This window comes from Nonomuraea sp. NPDC051191, assembly GCF_044455665.1.
GTDB lineage: Bacteria > Actinomycetota > Actinomycetes > Streptosporangiales > Streptosporangiaceae > Nonomuraea.
Map to the genome: position 1 here is coordinate 255,314 of NZ_JBITEZ010000011.1, position 21,672 is coordinate 276,985.

General features: G+C 71.9%; 20 protein-coding genes. 10 read left to right on the forward strand and 10 right to left on the reverse strand.

Annotated elements, in window-relative coordinates:
* Complete coding sequence (locus tag ACIA8R_RS31160; protein ID WP_397041638.1) at window positions 1-1,884, forward strand: hypothetical protein; 1,884 nt, start codon at window positions 1-3, stop codon at window positions 1,882-1,884.
* Window positions 1,885-1,907: 23 nt separating this feature from the next.
* Here ACIA8R_RS31160 and ACIA8R_RS31165 read toward each other — a convergent pair whose 3' ends face one another.
* From ACIA8R_RS31165 to ACIA8R_RS31180, 4 genes are all read right to left on the reverse strand, one after another.
* Window positions 1,908-3,098 carry an MFS transporter gene (locus tag ACIA8R_RS31165; RefSeq protein WP_397041639.1) on the reverse strand — a complete coding sequence of 397 codons (1,191 nt, stop codon included), beginning with the start codon at window positions 3,096-3,098 and terminating at the stop codon, window positions 1,908-1,910.
* Between the two features lie 55 nt (window positions 3,099-3,153).
* Window positions 3,154-3,747 carry a helix-turn-helix domain-containing protein gene (locus ACIA8R_RS31170; protein ID WP_364092921.1) on the reverse strand — a complete coding sequence of 198 codons (594 nt, stop codon included), beginning with the start codon at window positions 3,745-3,747 and terminating at the stop codon, window positions 3,154-3,156.
* A gap of 106 nt (window positions 3,748-3,853) precedes the next feature.
* Window positions 3,854-4,219, reverse strand: coding sequence for a darcynin family protein (locus ACIA8R_RS31175; RefSeq protein ID WP_364092919.1), 366 nt, complete (start codon window positions 4,217-4,219; stop codon window positions 3,854-3,856).
* Entirely contained in the window at window positions 4,209-5,126 is a 918-nt protein-coding gene (locus ACIA8R_RS31180; RefSeq protein WP_364092917.1) for an NAD(P)H-binding protein, read from the reverse strand. The genes ACIA8R_RS31175 and ACIA8R_RS31180 overlap by 11 nt, the downstream gene beginning before the upstream one ends.
* Before the next feature lie 113 nt (window positions 5,127-5,239).
* On the opposite strand from ACIA8R_RS31180, the gene ACIA8R_RS31185 reads away from it, so the two are divergent.
* Window positions 5,240-6,178: a LysR family transcriptional regulator gene (locus ACIA8R_RS31185; protein ID WP_397041640.1), complete on the forward strand. Its 939-nt coding sequence runs from the start codon at window positions 5,240-5,242 to the stop codon at window positions 6,176-6,178.
* A 240-nt stretch (window positions 6,179-6,418) separates the two neighbouring features.
* Window positions 6,419-6,868: a VOC family protein gene (locus ACIA8R_RS31190; RefSeq protein ID WP_364092913.1), complete on the forward strand. Its 450-nt coding sequence runs from the start codon at window positions 6,419-6,421 to the stop codon at window positions 6,866-6,868.
* Between the two features lie 207 nt (window positions 6,869-7,075).
* Here ACIA8R_RS31190 and ACIA8R_RS31195 read toward each other — a convergent pair whose 3' ends face one another.
* Window positions 7,076-9,406, reverse strand: coding sequence for a hypothetical protein (locus ACIA8R_RS31195; RefSeq protein ID WP_364092911.1), 2,331 nt, complete (start codon window positions 9,404-9,406; stop codon window positions 7,076-7,078).
* A gap of 86 nt (window positions 9,407-9,492) precedes the next feature.
* On the opposite strand from ACIA8R_RS31195, the gene ACIA8R_RS31200 reads away from it, so the two are divergent.
* The 7 genes from ACIA8R_RS31200 to ACIA8R_RS31230 all read left to right on the forward strand — a co-directional run bounded on the left by ACIA8R_RS31200 (window position 9,493) and on the right by ACIA8R_RS31230 (window position 17,245).
* A complete protein-coding gene (locus tag ACIA8R_RS31200) occupies window positions 9,493-10,728 on the forward strand; it encodes an ROK family protein (RefSeq protein ID WP_397041641.1) in 1,236 nt (411 codons plus the stop codon).
* Window positions 10,725-11,948: a 6-phospho-beta-glucosidase gene (locus ACIA8R_RS31205; RefSeq protein ID WP_397041642.1), complete on the forward strand. Its 1,224-nt coding sequence runs from the start codon at window positions 10,725-10,727 to the stop codon at window positions 11,946-11,948. Before ACIA8R_RS31200 ends, ACIA8R_RS31205 begins: the two co-directional genes overlap by 4 nt.
* Window positions 11,945-12,955 carry an N-acetylglucosamine kinase gene (locus tag ACIA8R_RS31210; protein WP_397041643.1) on the forward strand — a complete coding sequence of 337 codons (1,011 nt, stop codon included), beginning with the start codon at window positions 11,945-11,947 and terminating at the stop codon, window positions 12,953-12,955. The genes ACIA8R_RS31205 and ACIA8R_RS31210 overlap by 4 nt, the downstream gene beginning before the upstream one ends.
* Window positions 12,956-13,129: 174 nt before the next feature.
* Entirely contained in the window at window positions 13,130-14,356 is a 1,227-nt protein-coding gene (locus ACIA8R_RS31215) for a protein O-GlcNAcase (protein WP_364092903.1), read from the forward strand.
* Window positions 14,350-15,588 carry an extracellular solute-binding protein gene (locus ACIA8R_RS31220; protein ID WP_364092901.1) on the forward strand — a complete coding sequence of 413 codons (1,239 nt, stop codon included), beginning with the start codon at window positions 14,350-14,352 and terminating at the stop codon, window positions 15,586-15,588. Before ACIA8R_RS31215 ends, ACIA8R_RS31220 begins: the two co-directional genes overlap by 7 nt.
* The gene (locus tag ACIA8R_RS31225; RefSeq protein ID WP_397041644.1) at window positions 15,585-16,442 is read left to right on the forward strand and encodes a carbohydrate ABC transporter permease; all 858 of its coding nucleotides are present in this window, start codon (window positions 15,585-15,587) and stop codon (window positions 16,440-16,442) included. The genes ACIA8R_RS31220 and ACIA8R_RS31225 overlap by 4 nt, the downstream gene beginning before the upstream one ends.
* The gene (locus ACIA8R_RS31230; protein WP_397041645.1) at window positions 16,439-17,245 is read left to right on the forward strand and encodes a carbohydrate ABC transporter permease; all 807 of its coding nucleotides are present in this window, start codon (window positions 16,439-16,441) and stop codon (window positions 17,243-17,245) included. Before ACIA8R_RS31225 ends, ACIA8R_RS31230 begins: the two co-directional genes overlap by 4 nt.
* Before the next feature lie 45 nt (window positions 17,246-17,290).
* Here the strand turns inward: ACIA8R_RS31230 and ACIA8R_RS31235 are convergent, their stop codons facing one another.
* The 5 genes from ACIA8R_RS31235 to ACIA8R_RS31255 form a co-directional block, all read right to left on the reverse strand.
* Window positions 17,291-17,599 (reverse strand): hypothetical protein, encoded by a 309-nt coding sequence (locus ACIA8R_RS31235; protein ID WP_357701713.1) that lies wholly within the window; start codon window positions 17,597-17,599, stop codon window positions 17,291-17,293.
* Window positions 17,600-17,774: 175 nt separating this feature from the next.
* Window positions 17,775-18,824, reverse strand: coding sequence for a serine hydrolase domain-containing protein (locus tag ACIA8R_RS31240; protein ID WP_397041646.1), 1,050 nt, complete (start codon window positions 18,822-18,824; stop codon window positions 17,775-17,777).
* 131 nt (window positions 18,825-18,955) lie between these two features.
* Window positions 18,956-19,615 carry a response regulator transcription factor gene (locus ACIA8R_RS31245; protein WP_357701710.1) on the reverse strand — a complete coding sequence of 220 codons (660 nt, stop codon included), beginning with the start codon at window positions 19,613-19,615 and terminating at the stop codon, window positions 18,956-18,958.
* Window positions 19,612-20,766 carry a sensor histidine kinase gene (locus ACIA8R_RS31250; protein WP_397041647.1) on the reverse strand — a complete coding sequence of 385 codons (1,155 nt, stop codon included), beginning with the start codon at window positions 20,764-20,766 and terminating at the stop codon, window positions 19,612-19,614. Before ACIA8R_RS31250 ends, ACIA8R_RS31245 begins: the two co-directional genes overlap by 4 nt.
* The gene (locus tag ACIA8R_RS31255; protein WP_397041648.1) at window positions 20,763-21,584 is read right to left on the reverse strand and encodes a lysostaphin resistance A-like protein; all 822 of its coding nucleotides are present in this window, start codon (window positions 21,582-21,584) and stop codon (window positions 20,763-20,765) included. The genes ACIA8R_RS31250 and ACIA8R_RS31255 overlap by 4 nt, the downstream gene beginning before the upstream one ends.
* Between the last annotated feature and the right edge of the window lie 88 nt (window positions 21,585-21,672).

Below are 21,672 nucleotides of genomic sequence, written 5' to 3' on the forward strand. Positions count from 1 at the left end.
GTGACGACGGAAGACGGCACTTCCACGTCCCTCGGTTACCGCGCGGACACCGAGTCCCCGAGCGCTCCCGCTAAGATCATCCGCATCGTCGCATTCCTCCGGGCCGCCGTCGCCCACCACCGTTTCGGACGTCCGGCCGCCGCCGCCGTCGCGCTCTATCTGACCGCCGCCGCTGTCGCCGCCTGGTACGACGGCGGGAGGTGGTTCACCGTCGTCGCGACGGCGCGTCCGCGGCCGTGGGGCGACGGGGACCGGCTCCTGCTCGCGACGATCTGCGCGTTCAACGCGTGGGCGCTGTGGCAGATCCTGCGCGGCCCCGCCACGCCGCGCGCCGCGACCTTGCCGCGCGACGTGGTGTGGTTGAGACGCCTGCTCTATGTGGACGTGGCCGGCGATCTGCTGCTCTGGGAGCTTCTGGATGGCCTTTCCGACGTCGCGAAGTCCGTCGCGAGCTGGGCCGTGTGGACCGCCACCGTGGTCCTGCTGGTGCGCGCGCTCACCGGGGTGTCGGGCCGGTTCCGGGTCCTCGCCCTCGGGCTCGCCCTGACCGGGGTCCTGGCCGGGGTACTGCGGCCGTTCGCCGAACTCGCGGTGCTGAAGGCGCTGCTGCTGCCGGCGCTGGCGACCGTCGGCTGCAAGGCGATGATCCTGGCAGGGCAGGGGCGCGACCAGCGGTTCGGCGTCACCACGGTCGCCGTCGGCTGGACCGCCCTGCTCGTCCCGGAGGCCTACGGGCTGTTGCAGGCCGGACGCATGTCGTTCGACGGTCTGTCGCTCGCCGTGCAGGCGCTCGACGGGCTGGCCGTCGTGTGGGCGGCGCGCACCGCGCACGAACTCGCCGCCGCGCCCGTTGCCGGCGTCCAGGCGTCCGGAACCGGGCGCACGTACCGGTGGCTCGCCGCCGCCGCGGTCGTGTTCGTGCTGCCGACGGCGGTCGTCGGCGCGGAGAAGGACGCCCGGCTCACCTACACGGCCGCCGACGAAGGCTGCCGCGGCCGGCTCCGTCCCGCGGCCGCCCTCGGGGCCGAGGAGCGGCGGCGGTCGTTCCTCTGCCTGGCCAGGGGCGAGACCTTCGCCGCGGCCGCGATGTTCCCCGAGGACCTGCCCGACCAGCGTGTCCTCGCCCACGGTGCGCGGCTTTGCGCGCTGCCAGACGTCCAGGAACGGCACGCGCTGCACAGACGGACGGGCGGCACGGCGGACTCCGTTGAGCTGGCCGCGGCCCTGGAGTATCTGTGCCCCGGCATCGTCGCCCGGCAGAACGCCGACGCCGACCGCCGTCAGGCCGAACGTGACCTGGAGATGTCCAGGTGGAAGGCCGCGGCGAACGCCCGGTGCGCCGACCCGTGGCCCAAGGTGCGGGCCGGGCGGCAGGGCACGGCCGCGTACATGTTGTCCGAGGGGGGCGGCTACGCCGTCTTCGACGACCGCGACGACAGCGCGGGCGAGCCCGGGGACATCTACGGCGGCGGCCGCGAGTTCGCCGACATCTTCGACGCCGTCGAGGACGGGCTCATCGACGCGGTGGGCAGCGGAGCCGCCATCGTGACCGCGGAGGAGAACGCCGCGATGTGCCTGACGGTCAAGGCGTTCGACAGCGCCCCGCCGCTCCGGCTCGCCGGCTGGGACGCGGTCGTCGAGGTGGGCATCGCCAGCCGCAGCGGCCGCCTGGTCGTACCGGCCTACCCCGAGGGCGGCGACGGCGGGGCGGCCCGGCCGCTGCCGAACCTGGCCGTCGCCGGTCCGGGCCACTACCGCATGCGCGTCTACGCCCGCACGATGCCGTGGGACGAGAGCGACCCGGACGCGCCGCTGGAGGAGCACCTGATCGTCGTCCATCCCGGCCGCTCGGCGGAGAAGGTCGTGCACCGCTCGCGCGGCTGACCTCCTGCGTGCGGGCGGCGGCGTCAGTGGGTGGCGGATTCGACGTGCTTCTGAGGGAGGCTCGTCGCCGACGGCTTCGTCCCGGTACGGCCGAGTTCGGGCAGGAGGGACACCATCCCCAGCACGGCCAGCCCGACGCCCAGCCAGAGGGGAGCCCGCAGCCCGAAGCCGTCGATGACCAGCCCGCCGACCGAGGAAGCGATGATCACCCCGAGGGTGATGAAGGAGGCGTGCACGGTGTTGACCAGCGGCCCCGGATTCCCGACGCGCTGGACGCGTACGGCCATCGCCGGGTTCATGGTCACTCCGACCAGCCCGACGCCCAGCATGGCGACCACCGCCGGGACGCCGAGGTGGGCGAACAGCGCGAACCCGGCCAGGAAGACCGTGTTGAGGGCCAGGCCGGACCACAGGACGCCGATGGTGTGCTTGTCGGCCAGGCGTCCGACGACGTGGTTGCCGATCACGGTGGCCGCGCCGTACGCGACGAGCAGGAGGGGGACGGCGCGCGAGGTGAAGCCGGTGACCTGGGTGAGGATCGGGCTGAGGTAGCTGAAGGCGGCGAAGGTCGCGCCGATGATGAAGGTGCTGGTCGACAGCGCCAGCCACAGCCGGCCGTTCCTGAAGACGGCCAGCTCCCGCCTGAAGTCGCTGCCGCCGTCCGCGCGCCCGAGCCCGGGAACGCCCGCCGTGGTGGCGATCGCGGCGACGACGGTCAGGGCGCCGACGGCCCAGAAGGCGGCCCGCCAGCCGAGCTGCCCGCCGATGAACGTGGACAGCGGCAGCCCGAGCAGGGTGCCGAGCATCAACCCGTTCAGGACGACGGCGAGGGCGCGGCCGCGTACCTCTGGACGGCTCAGCTGGACCGCCGCCGAGATGGCGACCCCGAAGAACGCCTGGGAGGCGACGCCGGTGACGACCCGCGCGACCGTCATGACCGCATACGAGGGCGCGACGGCCGCGAGCACGTTGCCCGCCAGGAAGACGGCGAACAGCAGCATGAGCGCGGGCTTCGGGCGTATCCGTACCAGCGCGACGGTCATCAGCGGCCCACCCGCCGCCATGGCCACCGCGAATGCGGTGATCAGATAGCCGATCTGGGAGATGGTCACGCCGAGTCCGCCCGCCATCTCGGGCATCAGTCCTCCGACGGCGAACTCGCTGGTCACCATGGCGAAGATGCCTATGGCCAGGACGTAGACGGCTCTGGGCAAGGAGGACTCCTTTTTGCATCAATCGGTGCAGAATTCGGGCATGAAAAAGCCGGGGTCAGGCCAGGGCGTCCATGGCCGTGGCGGCGATGGCGGTGATGGCGGCGTCGTCGGCGCCGCCCTGGGCGGCCACCCGGATCCCGGCGATCACGGCGTTGAGGAACCTGGCCAGCTCGGCGGGATCGCGGGTGGAGCCGATGTCGCCGTCGCGCTGCCCGCTCCTGATGGCCGTGCCCAGGCTGACGAGCCGGCGCTCGGCGTCGCGGGCGAGCATCAGGCTGATCTCCGGGTCGCGGGCGGCGAGCTCCATCGTGGTGTTGACGGTCAGGCAGCCGAGGCCGTGACCGTCACGCCGGTTCTCCGCCTCCGTCCGGAGGATCTTGGCGAACAGGGCGCGAACGCGGTCGATCGCCGGGAGTTCGGGGTCGTCGAGGATGCGGAGCTGGTCGGCGGTGGTGGCGTCCATGTAGCGGGTCAGTGCGCGCTTGAACAGCTCGCGTTTGTTGGTGAAGGCGTTGTACACGCTGCTGCGGTCAAGGCCGAGCGCCTCGCACAGGTCTCTGGTCGAGGTGGACTCGTAGCCGTTCGCCCAGAACGTGCGCATCGCGGTGTCCAGGGCCTGGTCCTCATCGAATGATCGCGGCCTTGCCATACGAGCACGCTACCGGTTTTGCATCGGTTGGTGCAATACGGGCTTCATGCGGCCGGGCCGGCGCTCCCCCAGGGTGAAGGGGGCACCGGCCGGTCAGGGAGGAGCGTCAGGTGGCGAGGGTGGCCACCGGGTCCACGTCGTAGGTGCGGGCGTAGCCGTTCTCGGTGCCCACGAGCAGGTCCACGACGTCGAAGTAGCGGTCCCAGAAGGGGGTCTCGCGCAACGCGTCGATCAGCAGCCGGTAGGCGTCGTGGTCGTCCGCCTCCCAGACCCAGATGTCGGTGACCCGCGCCGAGTAGAACTCCGTGTCGTAGAACCGGGAGCGGACGCCGCGGGTGCGGGCCTCGATCACCGGGACGACCTGGGTGGTGAAGGCCTCGACGCGTTCGGCCACCGTCATCGCCAGCCACTCGGGCGTGGTCTTGACCAGCATGAACGCGGTGACCGCGGGTTCGGTCCGGTCAGCGGGCATCGATGGCCTCCGGGGTGGCGAGAACGGCGGGCTTGAGGGTCTCCGCGCACCACTGCGCGAATCCGGTGGCCCGGCCCGCCCGCGGCGAACGGGCGACGCCCGCGTCCAGGCCCTGGTCCTTGGCGCGCTTCATGTCGACGACGCCCTCGACGAACGCCTCGTTGAGGCCGTATCCGAGCAGGGTGGACCGCAGTTCGTCGAGCGGCTGCCGCCGGTAGCGGACCGGACGCCCCAGTTGCTCGGTCATGATGCGGGCCAGGTCGCCGGGCGACAGGTCCTGCGGGCCGAGCACCGGAACACTGCCGACGCCGGTCCAGGACCGGTCCAGCAGCAGCCCGGCCGCCGCCGCGGCGAGGTCGGCCACGGCCACCAGCGGGGCCGGACGGTCCGCGGCGACGGTGTCGGTGAAGACGCCGTGCTCGCGGATCGAGCCGGCCTCCTCCAGCAGGTTCTCGAAGAAGGACGGGCTGGCCAGCGCGCGGTAGGCGACGCCGGAGCCGGCGATCAGGTCGTCCATGGCCAGGGAGGCGGTGACCAGCCCAGCGTGGTCGGCCTGCGGGGTGCCGCGGCCGAGCGCCGAGATGCCCACGACGTGGCCGACGCCGTGGGCGGCGAACGCGCGCGCGGCCGGACGGGTGAAGCCGCTGAACGCCTCCTCCGGCGTGGCCGAGGAGTCCGGCGGCACCAGCCAGAAGACGGCGTCGGCCCCGGCGAAGGCACGGTCGGCGGTCGCGGCGTCGCCGTGCGAGCCGGTGACCACCTCGACGCGCCCGCGCACGGCCTCGGGGAGCCGGGCAGGATCGCGGACCACGACGCGCAACTCCTCTCCGTGTGCGGGCGCGCTCTCGACCAGCAGCGACAGCAGTCGCCGGCCGATGTTCCCGGTGGGGGCGGTAATGACGATCATGAGAACCTCGCGGTCTGTCGGATCGGTTCGGTCCCCAGATCGTGCCGACCCGCCTCGTGTTGCCACAATGGGAACATCAGCAAGCAATCATTGCCCGAAACGGAATAATGCCGGTGAGCAGCCCGATCCCGAACCTCGACGCCAACCTCGCCGTCGCCCTCGACGTCCTGCTGACCGAGCAGAGCGTCACGCGTGCCGCCGCGCGGCTGCGTACGTCCCCCGCGGCGATGAGCCGTACCCTGGCCCGGCTGCGCCGGGTGCTCCAGGACCCGCTGCTGGTACGGGCAGGACAGACGATGGTGCCCACCCCCCGCGCCGAGGCGCTGCGGGACGAGGCCGCCGCGGTCGTACGCCGGCTGGAGGCGCTGCTCACCCCGAGCGGCCGGATCGACCCCGCCGCACTGCGGCGCACCTTCACCGTCCAGGCCTCGGACCTGGTCGGCGCGGCGCTGGCGCCGGGGCTGCTCGGGCTGGCCCGGCGCCAGGCGCCGGGCGTCTCGCTGCGGGTGCTGGCCGAGGAGTGGGAAGCCGGCCCCGCGCTGCGCGAGGGCCGGGTCGATCTGGAGCTCGGGGCGATCGACCACGCCGACCCGGAGACCCGGGTCGAGGAGCTGGTCACGCTGCGGATGGCGGCCGGCGTCAGGGCCGGGCACCCGCTCACCGAGGGCCCCTTGACGCCCGCCAGGCTGGCCGCCGCCGAGCACGTGGCGGTCAGCCGCCGGGGACGCTTCACCGGCCCGCTGGACGTGGCCCTGTCCGAGCAGGGGCTCAGCCGCCGGGTCAGCGCCGTCCTGCCCGGACACCTGGCGGCGATGGCGCTGGCCGCGGTCGGCGACGTGGTGTGCCTGGTCCCGACCGCGCTGCCGGGCGAGCCCCCTTCCCCCCTCGGCGACGCGGCCCACGCGCTCGGCCTGCGCCTGCTGGAGATCCCGCTCCCGCTGCCACCTCTGACGATCGGCATGGCCTGGCACCCCCGCCACACCGCCGACGGCGCCCACCAGTGGCTACGCGACGCGGTCCGCCAAGTCCTCCACACGCCCCGGAAGCCTTAGCCCCGACGCAGCTCCGCGCTCTCGGTGGCGCGGTTGTTCGCGATCAGGTACGCGTCGGACGGGGACCAAGGCGATGACATCTGCATCTGTTGGGTGACCGCTCAGAGGGGCAAGGTGGGCGTGTTCGGGCAGGGATGATCGCGGACGGGAGCCGGGGCACGGGTGTCGAGAATGCGGTGCCAGGTCCGTCCCGGGGATGCCCGTGGTCACGGACTGGGTGTGTGATGGAGGAGATGCAGCATGACGGTTCAGCGGATGGACAACGTCCTCATCGTCGTGGACGACCTTGACGCCGCGATCGCGTTCTTCGTCGAGCTCGGCATGGAGCTGGAGGGCAGGGGTCCGGTCGAGGGAGGTTGGGCGGAGCAGGCGGAGCGCATCATCGGGCTCAGCGGGGTCCGGCAGGAGATCGCGATGTTGCGGATCCCGGGTGGGGTCGGCGGCATCGAGCTGGCGAGGTTCCACACGCCGAAGGCGATCAGCGCCGAGCCGGAGGTGGCGCCGGTGAACACCCTGGGCATTCGGCGCGTCATGTTCGCCGTGGACGACATCGAGGACGTCATCGCCCGGCTGCGTCCCCACGGCGCCGAACTCGTCGGGACGCTGGAGCAGTTCGAGGACAGCTACCGGCTCTGCTACGTCCGAGGCCCCGAGGGCATCATCGTCGGCCTGGCCCAGCAACTCGGCTGACGGTCCGTCGCGGCCCGCCAGGGCCTCCTCGGCCGGGCCACGCGGAGGTCGAGAGCATCGCGACCGCCGTGGTCGGGGGTGTCGGAGAGGCGCCTGCCGGTCGGGGGCAGGTGCCGACCGGCAGGCGGAGGGGCGTCGCGGCGGGTTCCCGGGATCACGAGGGTTTCGACGCGCGTCCCGGGGAGGTCGCCGGCGGGTTGCCGGAGGTCACTTCTCGGCGATGAACTCGTGGTAGCGGCCCATCCAGTACGGCAGCAGGTACGAGGTTCCGTCGTTCTCGCCGTACCCGTCGCCGCCCTGGTCCAGCTTGTACGGGTCGTGGTTCCAGTGGCTGATCACCCGCTCGTCGATCGGCAGCACGGTGCCGCTGCGGAGCATGCCGAGCTTCTTCGGGTCGGCGTCCGGGCGGATGTGCTGGTTGAGGTTGACGATGTCGAGGCGCTGGCTGTTGCTCTGCTTCCAGTCGATCATGTTGATCGGGAAGCGCTTGAGGGTGTCGATCGACTGCTGGAGCCAGGGTCCGTTCATCTCCAGCGGGAACGGGCCGTAGGCGTCGGTCCAGACCTGGTCCTTCAGGGTGAGGCCGGCGATGAAGTTGAAGAACGGGTTGAGCTCGTACTGCTCCAACTGCCAGTAGTCGTAGAGGGAGCGGGCCCAGGTGGCCTTGAGGCCGGCGTCCTGCTCGTAGCGGAGCAGGTGGTAGTAGTTCATGAAGGCCATCTCGTCGTCGGACTGGTTGCCGCCGCCGACTCCCGCGGTGACCTTGGGCTGCTGGGTGTTCAGGTCGTAGCCGTTCTCGTCGATGAGCTTGGCCTTGGCCTTGGCATACTTTTCCGGATTTTTCGCGACATGCTCGGCGATGGTGAGGAAGGTGATGATCGTCTGGCTGTTGAGGCCGCGTTCCTCCCGCCGCCACGGGTTGCCGTTGAGCTCCTCCGGGTTGAAGAAGCCCCAGCGGGTGGGCCTGCCGTCATGGTCGGTCAGGGAGAAGTTGTGGTCGATCAGGTGGTCGGTGAGCCTGGTGACGACGCCCGCGACCTCGTCCTTCTCCGCCCCGGTCGCGACCAGGTCGTAGTAGAGCGCGTAGAGGAAGTAGTGGCCCACCAGTTCGTCGGAGCTGGCGTCGGTCTTCCAGAACCACTTGCCGTCGCCGCTCTTGGGCCAGCGCGGGACCAGGATCTTCCAGTACGCGTCGCCCTTCTGCTTGTCGCGGTCGTGCTGCTCGTTGTCCTTGATGTTGGGGTCGGTGGCCGTGGTCTCCAGGATCGTGCGGGCGATGAAGCCCTTGGGCGCCGGGTTGGTGCCGCTCTGGGTGACGTCCCCGAGGAACTTCAGGGCCTCGAACGCCTTGCGCGCGTTGGTCTTGGCCGTGGCGTCCTTGGTGGCGGCGTATTTGAACACCTCGGCCGCGCCGTACATGCCCGTCCAGAGGCCGTCGTTGTCGCTGGCGCCCTGGCCGTACTGGGTCAGATCGCCGGGCCTGGCCAGCCCGATGCCCTCGACGAAGCCGTACGGGGTGCGCTTGTGCCTGGCCTGGATGGCCTGCTCGTAGACGGCCGCCTTCTCCTCCAGCGTCGTACGGCGGGCCTCGATGACTCCGGCGGCCGTGGCGGTGCCGAAATAGGCGTTGGCGTCGGCGTCCACGGCGATGGCGGCGACCGCGTCGTCCGGCAGCCAGCGGCGGCCCTGGCGGTACTCCCAGGTGGTGCCGTCGAAGTGCACGGCGCCCTTGGCCGTGCCGAGCCAGACGTCGCCGCCGGCGCCGGGGGCGATCGCGGTGAAGCCGAGCATGGGCAGACCTTCGGCGGGACCGTACTGCTTGACGGTGGCGCCGTCCCTGAGCCCGAGTCCGGTGGCGCCGGCCAGCCAGAGGCGGCCCTTGGAGTCGTAGGCCAGGTGGGTGGTGCCGACGGCGGGCGAGATCTGGGTCCACGAGCGGCCGGTCTGCTCGAAGACGGCGGTGGCGGTGGCGACGGCGACGGCACCGGACTCGGCGCGGGCCACGGCGGCGGCCTGACCCGGGAGCCGGTCGGGACGCCACGAGCCGCCGGGGCCCTTGCGGTAGAGGCGGTCGCCCTGGACGAGGATCAGGTCGTCACCGCCGACCAGCAGGGCCGTGGCCGGGTCGACCCCGGACGGAAGCCGGTCGGCGCCTCCCTTGGCGGCGTCGGCCGGCTCGCCCTCCCCCGCCTTCCGGGCGGAGTCCTTCGCCGCGTTCCTGATCGTCAGCAGGCCGTCGGCGGTGAGGGCGACGAGGTCGTCGCCGCGCCAGACGACCTTGTAGGCGGCCGTGGCCGACAGGGAGGTCCAGGCGCCCGAGGCGTACAGGGCCAGGCCCTTGTCGTGGGCGGCGGCGATCACTCCGCCGGGGCCGGCGGCGAGTGCGGCGATCTTGCCTGACAGGGCGGGCAGCGTCGCGCCGACCTGGAGGACGAAGGGGTCGACGACCGTGGCGGCCTCGGCGGGCACGGCCGTGGCGGCCGGTCCCAGGGAGAGCGCGACGGTCGCCGCGAGCAGGAGGTTGTGGAGTCGTGCCATGAGGGTTCCTCCGGATGAGGGGGCTGCGAGATACAGTAAAGAGTCTTTATTGCATTCGGGCAAGAGTCTTTACTAGAATTCACGTCATGTCCCAGCATGCGACGCTCACCACCCTGCGCGAGATCAACGCCTCCGTGGTCCTGGAGGCCATCCGGGCCGACCCGCCGATCTCGCGGGCCGAGGTGAGCCGCCGCACCGGCATGACCAAGCCGACGGTGGCCAACGCCCTCGACCTCCTCGTGTCCGCCGGCCTGGTCCGCCAGGCCCAACCGCCGGGCGAGATGCACTACGGCGCGGTCTACTTCGAGCCGGTGCACTCGTTGGCCCACGTCCTGGCCCTGGACATCGGCACCCGTTTCGTCCGCGGCGCGCTGTGCGACCTGAGCGGCACGATGCTGGCCAGGCACGACGAACGCATCGACGACTCCCGTCCGGCGACGATCCTGCGCGCCGCCGTGGCCGTGCGCGACGCTTTGGCCCCTGACACGGGTGGGGGGATCGAGCTGGTCGCGGCCGGGGTGCCGGGTGTCGTCGATCCCGAGGAAGGCGTCATCCGGCAGAGCAACCGGCCCGCGCTGGAGGGCATGGCGATCCGGGCCGGGCTGGAGGACGCGCTGGGCGTGCCCGCCGAGGTCGAGACCGACGCCAACCTGGCGGTCATCGGCGAGCACGCGCTCGGGGCCGGGCGGGGGGTTGCCGACTTCGCGTTCCTCTCCATCGGCGCCGGCGTCGGAGCCGGGCTGATCCTGGGCGACCGGGCGCATCGGGGTCACCGCGGGGCGGCGGGCGAGGTCGACGATCCGGCCCCCGGCGAGGACGAGCTGCCCGACAGCCCCTCCGGGGACGCCCTCATGAACCTCGCCCGCGCGTGGATCGCCACGAGTCTGCGCGACGGGGACACCGTGCTGCGGCTCGACGCCACGCCGGAGGCCATCTTCGCCGCCGCCTCCCAGGGAGACGGACTGGCCTCGGCCATCGTCGCCGAGGAGGCCCGGCGGATCGCGTTGCGGATCGCCACCATCTCGCGGGTCGTCGACGTCGAGCTGGTCGTGCTCGGCGGTGGCATCGGGCTGGCCTGCGAGAGCATCCTGCCGCAGATCAACGCCGCGCTGGCGGGCATGCTGCGGCATCCGCCCGACGTCGGGATCTCGGCGCTCGGCAACGCCCCCGTGCTGACCGGCGGCCTGGCGCACGGCACCCGCCTGCTCAGGGAGTCGGTCGCCACCCGGCGCATCTCAGCCGCCGCCAAGATCTCCGCTACGGCGAAGGCCGCCGGGACGGCCAAGGCCGCCACCACAGGTTCAGGGGTGGAGGGGCGATGAAGGTCACGGTCATCGGGGGCGGCTCCACGTACACGCCCGAGCTCGCCGGCGGGCTGGCCGAGCTGGAGCTCGACGAGCTCGTCCTCATGGATCCCGACCGGGAACGCCTCGACATCGTCGGCGGCCTCGCCTCCCGGATGCTGCGCGACAGGGCGGGACGCGTCAGGCTCACCACGAACCTCGACGACGCCATCGAGGGCGCCGACGCCGTGCTGCTGCAATTACGGGTCGGCGGGCAACGCGCGCGGCACGGCGACGAGACCTGGCCGCTGGAGTGCGGCTGCGTCGGCCAGGAGACCACGGGAGCGGGCGGCCTGGCCAAGGCCCTGCGGACCATTCCCGAGGTGCTCCGCATCGCCGAACGGGTCCGCGTCCTCGCCCCCGACGCCTGGCTGATCGACTTCACGAACCCCGTCGGCCTCGTCACCCGCGCCCTGCTCGACGCCGGACACCGCGCCGTCGGGCTGTGCAACGTGGCCATCGGGTTCCAGCGGCTCTTCGCGCGGCTGCACGGATGCGAGCCGTCGAAGCTCACGCTGGGACATGTCGGGCTCAATCACCTGTCGTGGGAGCGGTCAGCGTGGGTGGACGGGGTCGACGTGCTTCCCGGGCTGATCGAGCGGCACGTCGCCGAGCTGGCCGGGGAGTGCGAGCTGCCCGCCGAGCTGATCACCGCTCTGGGCGTCGTGCCCTCCTACTACCTGCGCTTCTACTACGCGCACGACCAGGTGGTGGCCGAGCGGCGCGGACGCCCGACGCGGGCGCAGGAGGTGCTGGAGCTGGAGCGGCGACTGCTGGCGATGTACCCGTCGCTGGACGACAAGCCGAAGCTCCTGGAGCAGCGCGGCGGCGCGCACTACTCGACGGCCGCGGTCGACCTGCTCTCCTCGCTGCTCGCCGACCGGGGGGACGTCCAGGTGGTCAACGTCCGCAATGACGGGACCCTGCCCTTCCTGCCGGCGTCCGCGGTGATCGAGGCGCCGTCGCGGATCACCCGCGCCGGGGCCGTGCCGCTCGCCGTGCCCGAGGTGGAGCCCTTGCAGGCCGGGCTGATCGCGCACGTCAGCGCGTACGAGGAGCTGGCCGTACGGGCCGCGGCCCACCCTGATCGGGCGCATGTGGAGGCGGCGTTGCTGGCGCATCCGCTGGTCGGGCAGTACGACCTGGCGCAGGGGCTCGCCGACCGCCTGCTCGCGGCCCACCAGGCTTGGGCCTCATGACCGCACCCGCGGTCCTGGCGATCGACGCGGGCAACAGCAAGACCGACGTGGCGCTGGTCGACGGCTCGGGCGAGCTGCTCGCCTGGGTGCGCGGCGGCGGTTTCCAGCCGCACGGCCCGAAACTTCCCGCCGCGATCGACCTGCTCGCCGACCTCGTGGCGGCGGCCGTACGCGAGGCGGGCCGAACCCCCTCGGGCGGCGCAGGGCCCGGGTACGTGGCGCGACGGGTGTCGGCGTTCCTGGCGCACTGTGATCTGCCGATCGAGCAGGACCTTCTGCAGACGGCCGTCGAAGCGCGGGGCTGGGCCCCCGAGGTCACCGTGGACAACGACACCTTCGCGATCCTGCGCGCGGGCGCGGACGTGCCGTACGGCGTGGCGGTCGTGTGCGGCGGGGGGATGAACTGCGTCGCGCGCGGCCCCGACGGGCAGGTCGCGCGGTGGCCGGCGCTGGGACGGCGCTCGGGCGACTGGGGCGGCGGGGAGTGGCTGGGCGAGGAGGTGCTGTGGTGGGCCGTGCGCGACGAGGACGGCCGCGGCCCGCGCACCCTGCTGCGCGAGGAGGTCGCCAGGTGGTACGGCCTGGCGGACGTCGCCTCGGTGTGCGTGGGCTTCCACCTCGGGCACCTGCCCGAGGGACGGCTGCACGAGCTGGTACCGGTGCTGTTCGAGGTCGCCGGACGCGGGGACGCCGTCGCCGTCTCGCTGGTCGAGCGGCTGGGCGACGAGGTCGCCGCCTGGGCCGCCGCGGCGATCGCGCGGCTGGACTGGGGCGAGGTGGGCGTGCCCGTCGTGCTGGGGGGCGGGGTGCTGACCGGCCGGGACGCCCGGTTGATGGCCCGGATCGGCGAGGGGCTGCCCGGCGTGGACGTCCGGGTGCTGGACGCGCCGCCGATCGTGGGGTCGGCGCTGCACGGCCTGGACCGCCTCGGGGGGACGTCCGAGGCGGTGGAACGGCGGCTCAGGGCCGGGTTCGCCGGCCGGCGGCCGTCGGCACCTCGTGCTTGAGCCCGGTTGACGCCTAGTTTGGTGTAGAACGTGGTGGCCTGGGTGTTTCGCACGGCTATGCCCAGGCGATCGCCTCCGTAGGCAGACTTCATGCCGGCTGCCCTGTCGTTCCGATTTTTGAGAGTTCTGGTAAAGACTCTTGCCTAGATGAAATAAAGACTCTTTACTGTCTTCATGAAGTCAGCCGGCTTTGCCGTCCGTGGAGTCATCGAAGGGTTCTACGGGCGTCCATGGAGTCACGAGCAGCGGCTCGACCTGCTCGGGTTCCTCGGCGCGCGAGGCATGAACACCTACGTGTACGCGCCGAAGGCCGACCGGCCCTCCTGGCGGGAAGCCGGCGTCCAGGGGCTCGCCGAGCTGGCCGCACGCGGCAGGCAGGCGGGGGTCGACGTCGTCCACTGTCTCTCCCCCGGCCTGTCGCTGCGCTACTCCGACGGCAAGGACGTCCAGGCCCTGTGCGTGGCGTTCGAGCAGGCCATGGAGGCCGGGGCCGCCGGGGTGGGGCTGCTGCTCGACGACATCCCCATGCGGCTGCGGCACCCCCGGGACGTCGCCGCCTTCGACGACCTCGCGCAGGCCCAGGTCGCGCTCATCGACGCCGTCTTCGCGCGCACCGGACGGCTGACGGTCTGCCCCACCGTCTACTGCGGAACCGGCGACCACCCCTACCTGCGGGCCCTGGGCCTGATCGACGCCCGGATCGACCTGTTCTGGACCGGCCGGAGCATCTGCTCCCCCACCATCGACCTGGCCGACGCCGCCGCCGTCACCCGCACGCTGAACAGGGCCCCGCTCTACTGGGACAACTACCCGGTCAATGACGTCGCGATGAGCCACGAGCTGCACGTGGGGCCGTACCAGGGCAGGGACAGGCACCTGTACCGGTTCGCGACCGGCGTCGTGGCCAACGGCATGGAGCTCTACGAATCCTCGAAGATCGCCTTCGCCACGGTCGCCGACTACCTGCGCGACCCGGAGGGCTACGACCCTCAGGAGAGCTGGGAGCGGGCCCTGGCCGACGTCGTCGGCGACGGCCAGGACCTGGCCGCCTACCGGATCTTCGCCGACAACGTGCGCGGCTCCTGCCTGGAACCGCACGACGCGCCCAGGCTCACGGGGGTGCTGGAGCAGTGGGCGTTCGAGCGCGAGTCCGGTGACGCCTCGGCGGCCGACCGGCTGCTCGCCGTACACGCGAAAGAGCTGCTGGACGCGGCCGGGCACCTGCTGCGCGGGCCGGTGCGGCGGCGCGCGCCGGTGGAGGAGGCCCGGCCCTGGCTGGAGGAGTTCGAGCGGGGCGCGCAGGCGCTGCTGGCCGCCGCTCGTCACGACTTACGACCGCACCCCCGTCGCCCCGCCCGCAAGCGGGTGTTCGGCGACTGTCTTGAGGAGTTCCCATGGTGAACAGGACGGCCGGGGCGCTCGCCCTGATGCTGCTGGTGTCGGCCTGCGGCGGCGGTGGGCAGAGCCCGGCCACCGACAAGGTGTTACGGATCGCGATGAGCTCCCCGGGCGAGGAGCAGATCAAGGTGTGGAAGGACGTCGCGGCCCAGTACGAGAAGGCGCACCCGGGCGCCAAGGTCGAGCTCAACTTCCAGGAGGACGACCTCTACCAGACCATCGGCCTGCAGAACCTGCTCAACGGCCGGCAGGCGCCCGACATCTACTTCGAGTGGGCGGGCGACCGGCTGCGCACCCGGGTCAAGGACGGCTTCGCGGCCGACATCTCCCCCCAGGTCACCTCAGGCCCCCTCAAGGGTCTCATCCCGGACGAGGCATACAAGCGCACCACCATCGACGGCAAGACCGTCATGGTGCCCTTCGCGGCCGACGTGACCAACGTCCTCTGGTACAACACCAAGATCCTGGCCGACGCCGGGGTGCAGCCGCCCAAGACGTTCGAGGAACTCCTCACGGCCTGCGACACGCTCAACGCCAAGGGCGTCACCCCGATCGCCTCGGGCAACAAGGACCTGTGGGCCGCCGGCAACTGGCTGTCCCACCTGGTCTCCCGGGTCGTCGGCGAGCAGTCCTACCAGGACGTGCTGTCGGGCAAGGCCCCCATGGCCAACCCCGACTGGGAACGCGCGCTCGGCTACGTGGCCCAGCTCCGCGACCACCGGTGCGTGAACAAGAGCGCCAACGCGGCCAACGACAACGAGGGCGCGCAGCTGTTCTTCCAGGGCAAGGCCGCCATGCACCCGATCGGTTCGTGGTTGGTCAGCTGGGCCCTGGACGAGGCGCCCAAGCTGGAGTTCGACTACGTCAACCTGCCGGCGATGACCGGCGGCGCCGGTGACCAGGAGAGCGTGATCGGCGTCGTCACCGGCTACGTGATCAACGCCAGGAGCGCGAAGGTCAAGGAGTCGGCCGAGTTCCTGGCGCTGCTGAACTCCCCGGCCAACGCCGCCGCGTTCGTCAAGGCGGGCACCGTGCCCCAGGCCAGGGCGGAGGGCGCCGAGCAGGTGGACGCGCGCAGCACCCGGCTCAACGACCTGCTGGCCGACGCCAGGACCGTGGTCTCGCCGCCGGACACCGGCTACGACCTCAAGCGCGCCGACGCGCTCTACCGTGCTCTGGCCGCGGTGCTCGGCGGGGCGAAGTCTCCCAAGGAAGCGCTGGCCGTCGCGGGATGAGACGCAAGCTCACGCCGTACCTGTTCGCCGCCCCGGCGCTGCTGGTGTTCGGCTTCGCGGTGCTCGCGCCCGCGCTGGCGACCGGGGCGTTCAGCCTGACCGAGTGGACCGGTTTCGGGCCGATGACGTTCGTCGGCTTCGACAATTTCCTCAGAGCAGCCCAGGACACGATATTTCTGGACTCGTTTGTTCATGTCGGTGTCTACATCCTTGTCACCATCGTTCTGGAGGTCGCGGTCGGGCTCGTCCTGGCCGGGCTGCTGGTCACCCGGCGCGGCGGGGCCCCCTGGTTCCGCGTGGCGCTGTTCACGCCGGTGATGCTGCCGATGGTGGTCGTGGCCGTGTTGTGGGCGTTCGTCTACAACGCCGACTTCGGCCTGGTCAACGCCCTCCTTGACGTCGCCGGCCTGCCGGGCAAGGTCTGGCTGGGCGACGAGGGCACCGCGCTGCTGGCCGTCTGCGCGGTCTCCGGCTGGGTGTACGCCGGGTTCTACATGGCGATCTTCTACGCGGCCTTCGCCCAGATCCCGTCGGACGTGGTCGAGGCCGCCCGCCTCGACGGCGCCGGCGAGCTGGCCATCTTCCGCCGCATCAAGGTACCGATGATCAGGGACGCGGTCGAGGTCTGCCTGCTGCTCTGCGTCACGGGCGGTTTCCAGACGTTCGACCTGTTCTACGTCATGACGGGCGGCGGGCCGTACAACGCGACGGAGATCCCCACCACCTACCTGACCCGCGTGGTCTTCCGCGACGGCGAGGTCGGGTACGGCTCCGCCATGGCGGTGCTGATGACCGCGGCCGTCGTGCTCATCGGGCTGGTCTTCATGCGCCTGCGCAGGAGGACGGCCCGATGAGAAGGCTCTCGACCGCGCTGCTGGCCGTGGTGTCGGCGGCGTTCTTCCTGCCGTTGTTGTGGATGGTCGCCTCCAGCTTCAAGTCCAACGCGCAGATCTTCGCCGACCCGTTCGCCCTGCCCGAGGCGCTGGACTTCGGCCGCTGGGCCGAGGCGTGGGAGGTCGGCGGCATCGGCGGGTACGCGCTCAACAGCGTGATCGTGACCTCGGTGTCGGTGCTGCTGATCCTGGCATTGTCGTCGGCGGCGGCGTTCGCGTTCAGCCGCTTCGAGTTCCGCGGGCGCGGGCTGCTCATGGGCCTGCTGGCGCTCGGGCTGCTGCTGCCGCTGCAGTCGTACTTCATCGCCCAGAGCACGATGTTCACCGAGCTGGCGCTGAGCGACACCCGGTGGGCGTTGATCATTCCGTACACGGCCATGGGGTTGCCGCTGGCCACGTACCTGATCAAGGTCTACCTGGACGCGCTGCCGCGCGAGCTGTTCGAGGCCGCGCACATCGACGGCGCCTCCGACCTGCGGGTCTACCTGCTGATCGCGCTGCCGTTGCTGCGGCCCGGGCTGGCCACGGTGGCGGTGTTCTCGGCGCTGTCGTGCTGGAACGAGTTCCTGCTGGCCCTGCTCTACATCCAGGACGACTCGCTCAAGACCATCCCGACCGGTCTGCTGGCCTTCTCCAACCGGTACGTCACCGACTACGGGCTGCTGTTCTCGGCCCTGTCGATCATCACGCTGCCGATGATCGCCGTGTACGTGGTGTTCAACCGCCAGGTGGTGAGCGGGATCACGGCGGGGAGCCTCAAGTAGACGGGTACCCGTACGGCCGGGCGTGCCGGCCGTACGGGCCGCCGGTCAGGGGTTGTCGTAGCCGATCCACTGGATGAACCAGCCGAACTGCTGCGCGGCCGCCGGGGAGAGCGGTGAGGCGTCCCGCCACTGCACGTACACGCGGAACTTGGTGGCGGTGGCGTCGTAGACGGCGCTGGGGCCGACCAGGTTCCACTGGTTGCCGCCGGTGCTGCCGATGGAGGTGACGTAGACGGGACGGCCGGTGAAGTGCGCGGACGAGGTGTCGACGTCGATGTAGATGCCGTTGGGACCATAGGGCTGCCATCCCTGTCCGGGGGTGGTCTGACCGGAGGCGATGCGGGCGGTTGGCATGAGGGGACTCCCTTCACCCAGAACTTTGTCGCTTTGAGTATTTGATCCACTACTGTTCGTGTCGAGCCATGAAGCCCTATCCCTCCGGGCGCAAAATTCGAGCCGACGGGACGCCCCCGCCCCCGTCCCCGTCCCCGTCCCCCACGAGTCGGCCCGGCTGCGGGCGAGGCGTGGGCTACTGGCACAGGGCGGCGTCGAGGGCGGCGAACAGGTGCTTGTCGTCCTTCGGGGGGCCGGTGACGTAGACGGTGGCGGCCCGGCCCTTGCGGTCGCGGCCGCTGAGGACGCGGACTCCCGGCAGCCCGCCGTCGTGCATCCAGACCGGCCCGCAGCTCAGCGGGTACGTGTACACGCCGAGCCCGTACCGGCTGCCCTTGGGGTCGGAGGCGGGGACCGCGCCCGTGAGCATGCCGCGCAGCGTGCGCTCGGGGACGGCCTGCCAGAACCGGTTGAGGTCCTCAGGCGTGGAGACCAGGCCGCCGCCGGCGCCGAAGGCGTGGCCCGGAAGCCGGGTCAGGTCCGTCTCGCCCTTTCTGGGGGAGGTGGGGTCGATGCCGTAGGTGTGGGCGTGCCGCCCGCGGAGGTCGAGCTCGCCCTGCTTGGGCCAGTACGTGCCCGGCAGCCCCTTGAGGACTCCCTCTTCGGTCACCCGGCGGAAGTCCTTGCCGGTCACCTTCTCGACGATCATGCCTGCGACCAGGTAGTTGGTGTTGGAGTAGGACCACTGACCGCCCGGCCTGCCGGTGAGGGGGCGGGTGAGGGCGAGCGCGAGGTGATCGGCGGGGGTGGCGGGCTTGGTCCAGTCGACCAGGTCGAAGTACTCGGGCAGGCCACTGGTGTGCTGGAGCAACTGGCGGACGGTGACGCGGGCGCCGCGCAGCGAGCCGGGCAGGTAGTGCTCGACCTGTTCGTCCAGGTTCACCTTGCCGTCGGCGACCAAGCGCATCACCGTCACGGCGATCACCGGCTTGGTCACACTGGCCGCGCGGAAGCGCCCGTCGCCGCCGACCATCGGCCTGCCGGTGCCGCGCTCGGCGGTGCCGGAGGTCCAGGTGGTCGTGCGGCCGTCGCGTTCGCGCACGGAGACCACGGCTCCGGCCAGGCCGTCCTGCCGGGTCAGCCGGTCGATCTCCCGCTGCGCGCTCCGGTCGGAGGCGGCCATGGCGGGCGAGGCCGCGCCGACCAGAACGGCTGCGGCGGCTGCGGCGGCAAAGTACTTACGCATCGGGGACATCTCCTCAGTGGGTGGCGATGTCCCCATCCTTGGGCGTTCCGCTTCCAAGATCAGTCACGTGGGCCGGTTTGTTGCGGTGGGGCCTGCCCTTCCCCGTGGCTTGGGGTCCTGCGTGTCGCCCGTCAGGTCACCAGGCCCCTGCGGTAGGCGTAGACCACCGCCTGGACGCGGTCGCGCAGGTCGAGCTTGGTCAGGATGCGCGACACGTACGTCTTGACGGTCTCCTGGCTGATCACCAGCGTGGCGGCGATCTCGCTGTTGGATCGGCCGTCGGCGATGAGCCGCAGCACCTCCAGCTCGCGCGGGGTCAGCACGGTCTCCTCGGACGCGGCCGGGGCGGGGCGGATGCGGGCCGCGTACCGGCCGACGAGCTGCCGCGTCACCTCGGGGGCCAGCAGCGCCGCGCCCGAGGCGACGGTACGGATGCCCTGCAGCAGCTGCGCCGGCGGGGCGTCCTTGAGCAGGAAGCCGCTGGCCCCCGCGCGCAGCGCCTCGTAGACGTACTCGTCGAGGTTGAACGTCGTCACCACGAGCACCTTGACCGGGTTCTCGACCCCCGCGCCGGCCAGCAGGCGGGTGGCCTCGATGCCGCCGAGCACCGGCATGCGCACGTCCATGACGACGATGTCGGGGCTCAGCCGGCGGGCGAGGTCCACCGCGGCGCGGCCGTCGCCGCACTCCCCCACCACCTCCAGGTCCGGCTGCGCGTCGATGATCGTCGCGAAGCCGGTGCGGATCAGCGCCTGGTCGTCGCAGACCAGCACCCGGACGGGCGCGCTCACGACGGGCCGCCCGCGGGGATGCGGGCCCGTACCACGAAGCCGCCGCCCGCCTGCCGGTCGGCGCCGAACTCGCCGCCCAGGGCCTCCACCCGCTCGCGGAGCCCGGCCAGGCCCCGCCCGCTCCCCCCGGGGGAGGCGGCCCCGGAGCCGGGGCCGTCGGTGCCGACCACCACGCTGATCTCCTTCTCGCCGTAGCGCACCTGAACCACGGTCGGGCTGCCGTGGGCATGTTTGAGGGCGTTCGTCAGGGCTTCCTGCACGACCCTATAGGTGACGAACTCGGCGCTGCCCGCCGATTCCGCCCGGCTGCCCGCCTCGGCGAACTCCACCGGCTGCCCGGCCCGGCGGGTCTGCTCCACGAGGGTGTGGAGCTCGGCGGCGGACGGCAGGCCGACGTCGGTGTCATGGTCGGCCTTGAGCAGGTCGAGCATGTGCCGCAGGTCGGCGATGGCCCGCCGGCCGGTGTCGGTGACGGCATTCAGCGTCGCGTCGAGACGCTCGGGGACGGCGGTCAGGTACCGGGCGGCCTCGGCCTGCACCACCATCGCCGTCACGTGATGCGTCACGACGTCGTGCAGCTCGCGGGCGATCCGGGTGCGTTCCGCGGCGCGGGTGGCCTCGGCGAGGTGGCGGCGGCGTTCCGCCTCGGCGGCGCGGGTGGAACGCAGCCACGCGCCGATGCCCCAGGCGAGGACCAGGGCCAGGTAGAACACCACGTACCCCTCCACCCGCTCGGTCGCGCCGAGCCGGTCGAGGGCGAGCGCGAGCGGCACGTACGCCACCGACAGCAGGACCACGGTGACGCGCCGGTGGCGTTCCAGATGGGCGCCCGCGCTGATGAGCGCGATGGGCAGCACGTTGCTCGCGAACAGGTGGTAGGCGCGGAGCTGGTCGAGGACGAAGCCGAGCGACACCAGGGCCAGGCACACGGCCGGCCACCGCCGGCGGACGGCGAGCGGAAGGCACTCCAGGGCGATCACCGCGTACGCCAACGCGTCGAACGGGCGGGCCGGCAGATCGCCGACCTGCGTGCCCTTGCCGTGGAGCGCCGGCAGGAGGGACGCGACGGCCAGCAGCAGCCCGAACAGCAGGTCCCGGACCACGACGTCGCACCGCCGCCACAGGTCCGTGGCACGCCGCAGATCGATCACCGGGCGAGCGTAGCGCTCGTGCCGCGCCGGAACGGGACCATGGTGCCACGGCGGCGGGCCAGCCACATGAACCCGGCCATCAGCAGCAGACCGGCCACCACCGCGTACGGGCTCGCCTCCGGACCGAACGCGCCGCCCGTGAGCAGGGCCGGGCCCGACGTCACACCGTGCAGCAACCCCTGCGTCGCGCCGTTGCCCGAGACCTCGGCGCTGAAGATGCCGGCCGCCGCGAAGTTCCAGCCGAAGTGCACGCCGATCGGCACCCACAGGGTACGGGTGGCGGCGTAGGCGGCGGCGAGCATGCCGCCCGCCTCGATCGCGACGGCGATCGCGCCCCACAGGTCGGCGTGCGGGTTGAACACGTGCGACAGGCCGAACAGCAGGCCGGTCAGCACGAGCGCGAGCCACGTCCCCATGCGTTCCTCGGCGATCCGGAACAGGATGCCGCGGAACAGCAGCTCCTCCGAGACCGCGGCGGCGGCCATGAAGCCGAACAGCCCGGCCGCGCCCGCCGGCGAGCCCGGGCCGTCGACGCGGTAGCCGCCGACGAGGGCGAGGTTCAGGACGACGGCCGCGAACAGCGCGACGCCGAGCAGCGTCCCCCGTGCGAGGGCGCGGGCCGCGCCGCGCGTCGCCACCTCCGCCGGCGCGCGCCGCTCGGACCACCGCACCACGCGGGCGTACACGAACAGCGCCAGGGCGGCCGTCCCCAGGCCGAGGAGCAGGGTGAGCGGCGGGCTTCCCTGTACCGCGCCCACGACCGCGCCGCCGGCGAAGGCGACCACCGCGACGGGCACGAGCTGTTTCAACAACCGCATGACGACTCCCTCACCTGACGGACGGTTCCACGGCGGAGGCCGCCGCGATGCCGGAAACGCTAGAGATGCGGCGGCCTGGAATCGTCCC

Excerpts from the sequence above, each read along its gene's own strand:
- ACIA8R_RS31230 (WP_397041645.1), top strand. The coding sequence starts at position 16,439 with ATGAGAAGGCTCTCGACCGCGCTGCTGGCCGTGGTGTCGGCGGCGTTC.
- ACIA8R_RS31180 (WP_364092917.1), bottom strand. The coding sequence starts at position 5,126 with ATGATCGTCATTACCGCCCCCACCGGGAACATCGGCCGGCGACTGCTG.
- ACIA8R_RS31255 (WP_397041648.1), bottom strand. The coding sequence starts at position 21,584 with ATGCGGTTGTTGAAACAGCTCGTGCCCGTCGCGGTGGTCGCCTTCGCC.
- ACIA8R_RS31200 (WP_397041641.1), top strand. The coding sequence starts at position 9,493 with ATGTCCCAGCATGCGACGCTCACCACCCTGCGCGAGATCAACGCCTCC.
- ACIA8R_RS31210 (WP_397041643.1), top strand. The coding sequence starts at position 11,945 with ATGACCGCACCCGCGGTCCTGGCGATCGACGCGGGCAACAGCAAGACC.
- ACIA8R_RS31220 (WP_364092901.1), top strand. The coding sequence starts at position 14,350 with ATGGTGAACAGGACGGCCGGGGCGCTCGCCCTGATGCTGCTGGTGTCG.
- ACIA8R_RS31190 (WP_364092913.1), top strand. The coding sequence starts at position 6,419 with ATGACGGTTCAGCGGATGGACAACGTCCTCATCGTCGTGGACGACCTT.
- ACIA8R_RS31215 (WP_364092903.1), top strand. The coding sequence starts at position 13,130 with ATGAAGTCAGCCGGCTTTGCCGTCCGTGGAGTCATCGAAGGGTTCTAC.
- ACIA8R_RS31195 (WP_364092911.1), bottom strand. The coding sequence starts at position 9,406 with ATGGCACGACTCCACAACCTCCTGCTCGCGGCGACCGTCGCGCTCTCC.
- ACIA8R_RS31205 (WP_397041642.1), top strand. The coding sequence starts at position 10,725 with ATGAAGGTCACGGTCATCGGGGGCGGCTCCACGTACACGCCCGAGCTC.
- ACIA8R_RS31170 (WP_364092921.1), bottom strand. The coding sequence starts at position 3,747 with ATGGCAAGGCCGCGATCATTCGATGAGGACCAGGCCCTGGACACCGCG.
- ACIA8R_RS31175 (WP_364092919.1), bottom strand. The coding sequence starts at position 4,219 with ATGCCCGCTGACCGGACCGAACCCGCGGTCACCGCGTTCATGCTGGTC.
- ACIA8R_RS31225 (WP_397041644.1), top strand. The coding sequence starts at position 15,585 with ATGAGACGCAAGCTCACGCCGTACCTGTTCGCCGCCCCGGCGCTGCTG.
- ACIA8R_RS31240 (WP_397041646.1), bottom strand. The coding sequence starts at position 18,824 with ATGCGTAAGTACTTTGCCGCCGCAGCCGCCGCAGCCGTTCTGGTCGGC.
- ACIA8R_RS31235 (WP_357701713.1), bottom strand. The coding sequence starts at position 17,599 with ATGCCAACCGCCCGCATCGCCTCCGGTCAGACCACCCCCGGACAGGGA.